At 38.7% G+C, this 6,973-nt stretch carries 5 protein-coding genes; 2 read left to right on the top strand and 3 right to left on the bottom strand.

Annotated features, from left to right (window positions below; all coding sequences use genetic code 11):
- The first annotated feature begins 253 nt into the window (after positions 1-253).
- Positions 254-1,660: an NYN domain-containing protein gene (locus tag CALSC_RS12090; protein ID WP_088241597.1), complete on the top strand. Its 1,407-nt coding sequence runs from the start codon at positions 254-256 to the stop codon at positions 1,658-1,660.
- A gap of 72 nt (positions 1,661-1,732) precedes the next feature.
- On the top strand, positions 1,733-2,845 hold the full coding sequence (hppD, locus tag CALSC_RS12095) for a 4-hydroxyphenylpyruvate dioxygenase (RefSeq protein WP_088241598.1): 1,113 nt from the start codon (positions 1,733-1,735) through the stop codon (positions 2,843-2,845).
- Positions 2,846-3,095: 250 nt separating this feature from the next.
- Here the strand turns inward: hppD and CALSC_RS12100 are convergent, their stop codons facing one another.
- From CALSC_RS12100 to CALSC_RS12110, 3 genes are all read right to left on the bottom strand, one after another.
- Positions 3,096-4,709, bottom strand: coding sequence for a M23 family metallopeptidase (locus CALSC_RS12100; protein ID WP_088241599.1), 1,614 nt, complete (start codon positions 4,707-4,709; stop codon positions 3,096-3,098).
- Positions 4,710-4,802: 93 nt separating this feature from the next.
- On the bottom strand, positions 4,803-5,618 hold the full coding sequence (locus CALSC_RS12105) for a biotin--[acetyl-CoA-carboxylase] ligase (RefSeq protein ID WP_088241600.1): 816 nt from the start codon (positions 5,616-5,618) through the stop codon (positions 4,803-4,805).
- A 24-nt stretch (positions 5,619-5,642) separates the two neighbouring features.
- A complete protein-coding gene (locus tag CALSC_RS12110; RefSeq protein ID WP_088241601.1) occupies positions 5,643-6,860 on the bottom strand; it encodes an IS110 family transposase in 1,218 nt (405 codons plus the stop codon).
- Between the last annotated feature and the right edge of the window lie 113 nt (positions 6,861-6,973).

Genomic DNA, 6,973 nt, shown 5'->3' on the forward strand with positions numbered 1-6,973 from the left:
CAGTTATTACTTGCACCTAGCCCTATATTTAAGGACATGATTCTATTTCTAGTTAATAATGTTTCATAATTATGTAGTGAAGAATCACAAAAATTTTGTTTACCATTCTTCATTACCAGAAGTATTCACATCATTTTTCTTAAGTATTTATACAGTTTTCAGATAGTTTACTCCCCAGATATAACATAATTAAATCACCATCTATAATGATGGTTAGAGCCGGGATGTACTACTTGCTGTACTTTAGTTTATTATGGACTGTTCGCGGACTAAATATGATTCTGCCTTGCTCAAAAAAATTGGCTCTTATGTTTGCCAAACAGTTATTTTTATTCATGAACAGCAGCCAGATCTATTACTTGAAAAGTACAGAAATATTCCGTGGCATAGCAGTCGTAACCAAGAGAATTTGGCTGGAAAATTAATCAAAATGCTGCGAATAGCTGTAGATTGGCAGGCATTACTTAAACAACTCAGAAAATTCTTACAAGCTCTTTTAACTCCAAACTCTTTTGAGTCTCCCATATTAGTTACTTTACTAGCAAAAATTAATCGCCTCAATCCGAATAAGGATGAATTAAATTCTCCAAAATTAGTTAATAATGGGAGCACATATAAATCAAATTATGACGATTCTATCCCAGATACTCTTGATGATTATAAGTCATTTAATTGTGTTAAAAATAATCATCCTGAGGGAAAATATGGGATGGCAATTTTACTATTAGATGCAGAAAAATTACAACTTAGTGTAGAAGCAGAAAAATTTTTGCATCAGGTGAGTAATTACCAATTACAAGTGAAAATTGCCTTTGCCAATTGGCAGTCTATGGGAAAAAAAGATATTGAACTTCATCAAAGAGGCTATGATTTAATTCATGTACCAGCTAGTAAAGATACTGCTGATGATAAAATAATTGCTTTTGGAGTCTCACTTCCAAAATATTATTCTCAAGTACAAGAAGTATTTGTTTGCTCTGGCGATCACGTGATGACTCGCTTATGTAACCAACTCCAAAAAAATGGAATTTTAGTCTATCATGTTAGTCAAAAAGCCAACAATATTAAAGTTATTAATACTCAAAAAAACGAGGTGCAAATGTATTCAATTGTACCTTCCATTGAAAAAGTTTTACACCAGGTAAAAGAAATAATTACTATCGAAGCAAACAGAAATATAAATCAGTGGATCAAACTATCTAGAATCTCGAAAATATTTGCTAAAAAATATCTAGTTGATATTAATGAAGTGGTATCTCACCATTTTCCTGGGAAAACAGCTAAGGATATTTTTGCAGAAAATTCTGATTTGGTTTTACATTATATCCCAGACAAGAATGAAACCTATGTGGCTTTATTTAAGATGCCTCATAATTCTAAAATCAAGATGAAAAATCAATCTGATTTAGAACAAATACTAGTCAAAATTGTCAGTGCATTAGTTACTAAAACGACTCATAAATATATTCCGATTGACACCTTAAGTGGTAAATTTCATCAAAAGTATGGTCAACCTGTGAGTAAAGTGATGGAAAAGTTAGATTTAGATGCTAATTTCCTTGGTTTTCTCCATTCCTGTGATTCTTTTACGCTACAGAAAATAGGCGATCGCTGGCAAGTATCTCTTAAGGGCGACTCTAGGGTCAAAGCATCAGCATAATCTATCACATGGTAAGCTTAATCATCTAAAATCCCAAATAATATAAGCTGTTGTGCTGGATTTTTATAACTGATGAGAATCGACCATATCCACTTCTATGTAGAAGATGCTTCAGTGTGGCGAGATTGGTTTGCTCACCACCTCGGATTTCAGTCGGTCACAACTCATAATAATTTTTCCCATACCTGGACTGAAGCCGTCACTAGTGGTTCTATTAATTTTGTCTTTTCTTCTCCACTTTTACCCATTAGTCCAGTAGCCACATTTCTTTCCCAACATCCCCCCGGTGTAGCTGATGTGGCATTTGTTGTAGAAGACATAAGAGCCACCATGACTTTAGCTCAAGCTAATGGAGCCAAAATTTTACAACCAATCCAACAATCTAAACCAGGTGATAACTATTACAAATGGGGGAAAATTTCTGCTTGGGGTTCATTAACTCACACATTGATAGAAAGACCATCCTCAAACATAAAACATAGGCAAAATCCCCGAAATGAGGCTAATGTTGCTATAAAAGCAAACCTCTTGCATCTATTTCCTATTTTTCATGCGATCGACCATATAGTACTAAATGTGGAAGCAGGTAATTTACCATCTGTGGTGGCTTGGTATCAAAAAATATTCCATTTGCAACCCCGACAGATATTTAATATTCAAACTGAACGCTCGGCTTTGCATAGTCAAGTTTTAGTTTCACCTCAAGGGAATGTGCAATTACCAATTAATCAACCCACCACTGTAAATTCCCAAATACAAGAATTTTTGGATGTTAACCGGGGTGCAGGAGTGCAACATATTGCTTTACAAACTAGTAATGTTATTCAAGCCATCGCTCAATCTCGATACAGGGGTTTATCTTTTCTCTCTGTTCCCCAAACCTACTACTCACAACTAAAACAGCGTCCAGGATTTTCTCTCTCCCCTGAAGAATTGCAAGCGATCGCTCAACAAGAAATTTTAGTGGATTGGCATCCAGAAATACCCCAGGCTTTATTATTGCAAATTTTTACTCAGCACATATTTGAACAACCAACCTTTTTTTTGGAGTTGATTGAGCGCCGTTTTCAAGCATCTGGTTTCGGTGAAGGAAATTTTCAAGCTTTATTTGCGGCTATGGAAGCAGAACAAATTAAACGCGGTAGCCTTACAGAATCAGAAAGCAATAAGTTAAGTAATAAATAATAAGTTCTTCAGCAAACTCTATGTAGTAATATGAAATACAAAAAATAATGTTATAAATACCAGATGAAACGCTATTTTAGATGCTTCATTTGTAGCAGACATTTAAGTATTTCATATAACTCTTTCACAATCCAAAATCTAAAATATAAAATCCAAAATGGTATTAGAGGAATTGGCAAACTCATAAACAAAAAACAAAGGATAAAGGGTAAATTTTCCCCTTATCCTTTAATCCAACTAAAAATCTAGACTATTCAGGGTTTTGAGCAGTTTGCAAAGATTGCATTAACTGCTGCAAACCATTTTCTAAATAAGGGCCTGGATTAGTCGCAACCCAACCCTGTGATGTTAATTGACGAACTTCAAAGTGTAGGTGAGGTCCTGTGGAGTTACCAGTACTACCAACTCGCCCAATTACCATACCTTTTTCTATTTTTTCTCCAGGTTGCACTAATATTTCCGATAGGTGTCCGTAGAGAGTTTGTTGTTTATTGCCATGATTGAGAATTATAGTCATGCCATAGCCACCAACCCAACCAGCAATCTCCACTTTACCAGTGTAAGCAGCTAAAACAGGAGTTCCCATTTCTGCACCAAGATCAGTACCAGCATGGAATCGGCGATCACCAGTTATGGGATGTATCCGCCAACCAAACAAGGAAGTAATTCGTGATGGGACAGAAACGGGGTACATAAATCCTTGACCATTACCATAAGCAATATTAGGCAAACTATAGGCAATCTTGGGCAAGGTTTTCGCTAGAGGTATATTGTAAGCAACGGTGCTAGGCAGTGGTGCTGTATTGTCCGCCGTGATTGGTAGGTCTAACATTCCACCTTTGGGAGCAATGGGTGTATTACTAACTTGGGTGGACATGAAATTCCTGGGAGTGGGAATAAATCTATTGGCGCGAATGGAATTTTTGGTAACACTAGTAGCTACCTGAGCGGTATTCCATCTCTTGATTCGATTGCTCCGATTGGAACGCCATCTAGTTTTCCCTACCCTGCGAACAACACTGCGCTTAACAGGTGTTGCAGTGGCTAAACGGGAAGTTTGACTTTTTCTTAACCAACTAGGTGTTTTTTGAGAAGTTGGTTTATTCTGAGAATTAGCAATATTTTGATTTCTGGTATTACTAATAGGAGCTTTAACACAGTTGCTTATAGTAATACCTTGTCCTTTAGTTGATGTAGCACGGCAATGACTACCACGCTCTGTGAGAATTACACGTGGTGCTTGATTATTCTTCTTGGTGGCAGAATTGTAATTTGTGGGATCAATATAGGTATTATTGTAGTCCTTGGATTTGGTTGGTGTGGATCTACCGACCTTGGGACTAATTCTTGGCTTATTTACTGTGGTCGGTGTCTTGGGGACAGACGGTGAAATGATTGGCGCAGTTATCTTAACTTTTGGGCTATTTTGTTTAATGACATTTCCAGTTGGGGAAGCTTTGATGCTTCTAGTTGGCGAAACATTGGCTTCCACAATGGATTTGAACTTTTTAGGTGCTACCCTTGGCTTGGGAGTAGAACCATTAACTGGTTTTGTAGAATTAGTAGCTCTTTTTTTGAGTAATTGGCGCAGTCTGGCTCGACGCTGGGCGAAAGTCGATTTTTGTTTACTACTCTGAGTAGGGGGAGTAATTTTACCTTTTTTTAATGGTTTCTTGACTACTACTGGTTGTATATTCGCCGCAGTGGGAACAATGTTATCTATAGCTGTTGGTTTAGTTTGGGCAAACACCAAACCATTGCTAAGTAAGCTAAAGCTACTCAGCCAACAGACACCCTGCATTGGTATGGAGTGCTGCCATGATTGGTGCAACCTTTTATGGGAATATTGATTGCGCTGCGTCATTTGTTTTCTGGTGTTGTGTTGAATGAGCTTATACAAAATTGTCTCAGTAATTTATCTGTTAAATTTATAATTTTTGAACAAAAAATTATAAATTTAATCAGAAGATTGCCGGTAGCCCAGACTAATTGTACCGGGCTGCATGTAAATTTCCGGTTTTCTGCCCAATCTACTATCATCGGTCTGCATATGTATATGAAGCTCCCCTGTGTGAGTCACACCAACTACAGTTCCAATTGAATTATTGACGCATATGCGCTCGCCAATGTTCGTTAGTAGTTGCATATAGTGGGACATTAATATATTCACTCCTTCTTGAAAAAGGCACTGTATACCGGATTCTATTCCCAGTAAAACTTGAGCAGCCAAAACTTCCAGACTAGGAATTAGTAGTTGCTGTTTACCAGCTTGCCACATTTCCAAATTGATGCCAGTTTTTGGCACTGGGTTTTTCCAGTTGACACCAATGCCAATCAATGCTTTGGTAATTATTCCTTGATGTATTTTAGTTTCTGTGAGAATTCCCCCTAGTTTACGCTGTTCGAGTACTAAATCATTTGGCCATTTGATAGCTAGATTAATTCCACAATTTCGCAATTGCTGAGTTACACCCCAGGCACTAGCTAATGTTAACTGGTAACTATCTTTGGCAGGCAATTGTTGGGGATCGATAGCTAGGGAAAGATATAATCCTCCCGTTGAAGATATCCATTGATGACCCCATTGTCCTTTACCTGCTGTTTGCTGAGTGGCAATAACCACACATCCGGGTTCTGCTCCTTGATCGATTAAATCCCAGAGAATGTGATTAGTAGAAGAAACTGTTTCTAAAATATGCAGGGAAAATGGTAAGTAAGCAGATTTACGCTCCTTTCCTAGAATCGTTTGTAGCTTTTGCCGATCCAGTAGCACAAGGTTTAACCTAAATTTCCTTGTTCATTCTAGACGACCATCGCAATTTAATTCGTTCACCAATCTAGGAAATAATAGTTTTACTGCTCGTGCAGTAGTACGCGATCGCACCAGTTGGACTGGTCTACCTTCCCGTTTTTGTGTATCCAAATATTCCCCAAGTAGGACACCAATTTTATTTGTCATCCGAGATTTTCTAACTTCAACTCTGGTAAAAACCCATTGCCATAAGCTTCTACGGCAGATAGCACTACCACCAACAATTTTGATTTTTTGGGAGTCACCAGAAGATTCTTGTGATGGTGCTACACCTAAAGCTTTTTGAAATCTCCGTAGTGAGAGATGGCGCTTGGTGGGTTTGCCAGATACACGACCTCTCAATCGTTTGATTTCCGGTTGCCCGTCAGCTGTCAAAAAATCCCCTAACGGGAATATTTGAGAGAGAATTGTACAGCGCAAACGCAACCCAAACCCAAAGTCATCGAACACCCGTTGGTAGGGTTTGAATATCGGCTGTATAAGCAATTCAGACAATTCTATTTCTATGGCGTGCTGTTCTTGCTCAATGCTGCAAATCCTCTGAGCGTGCCATCTCACGGTTCCAGTTATCCCCAGTCCACAACTGTTTGCATACTTCCGGTCATAATGATTTGATTTCCTGATACCAGCTAACCACCCCCACATCAACGGGGTGTCTTTGTTGGGACTGCGAATGCTTCTAGTGTTGGCTATCTCTGGGAACTGCCATGCTAAGTCCTGCCTAGCACGGTTGATAATAGGGGATTGTACGCGGTTAAGATGGTTGAGTCGTAAAATTAATTCCCTAACCCTCTGGATTGTGGGGTGGCGACGACGGACAAACCTTAGTTTATCCGTAGCATAGTCAAACCCATAACAAGCTAGGGCAAGTGCATCTGCATCATCATCTTTATCTGGCAGGTTAAGTTGGTAAGAACGGTAATTTTTCAACTCCCTATGACCAACTAGTTTTACTTCCACCCCAGCGCGGTCTAGGTGAGAAATCCAAATTTTAGAATAGTTAGTCCCCGTGGGTTCAAGTATGGCGATATCTGGCGTTAAAGCTAGTAGTGCTTTGACCCCAACACTATCAGCGTTGAATTTATCAAACGGATAGGTATAATAAAATTCTCTTGGATTCTCCGGGCGGGACTCCAAAAGGCAACAGGAAACTGAGGCTTTGCTAACATCAATGCCCAGTATCTTCGGTAATTTTTTTGTCATGGATTCAATGCTTATGAATCTCCCTAGGGCACGATAGCCCGCTTCATTCTCAAAGCTAAACGGATAGAAACGGGTACAGCTTACGAACAAGGTAGGGCAAGTAGCCCAGTTCA

Origin of the sequence: Calothrix rhizosoleniae SC01 (genome assembly GCF_900185595.1) — a bacterium.
Taxonomy (GTDB): Bacteria; Cyanobacteriota; Cyanobacteriia; order Cyanobacteriales; family Nostocaceae; genus Calothrix_A; species Calothrix_A rhizosoleniae.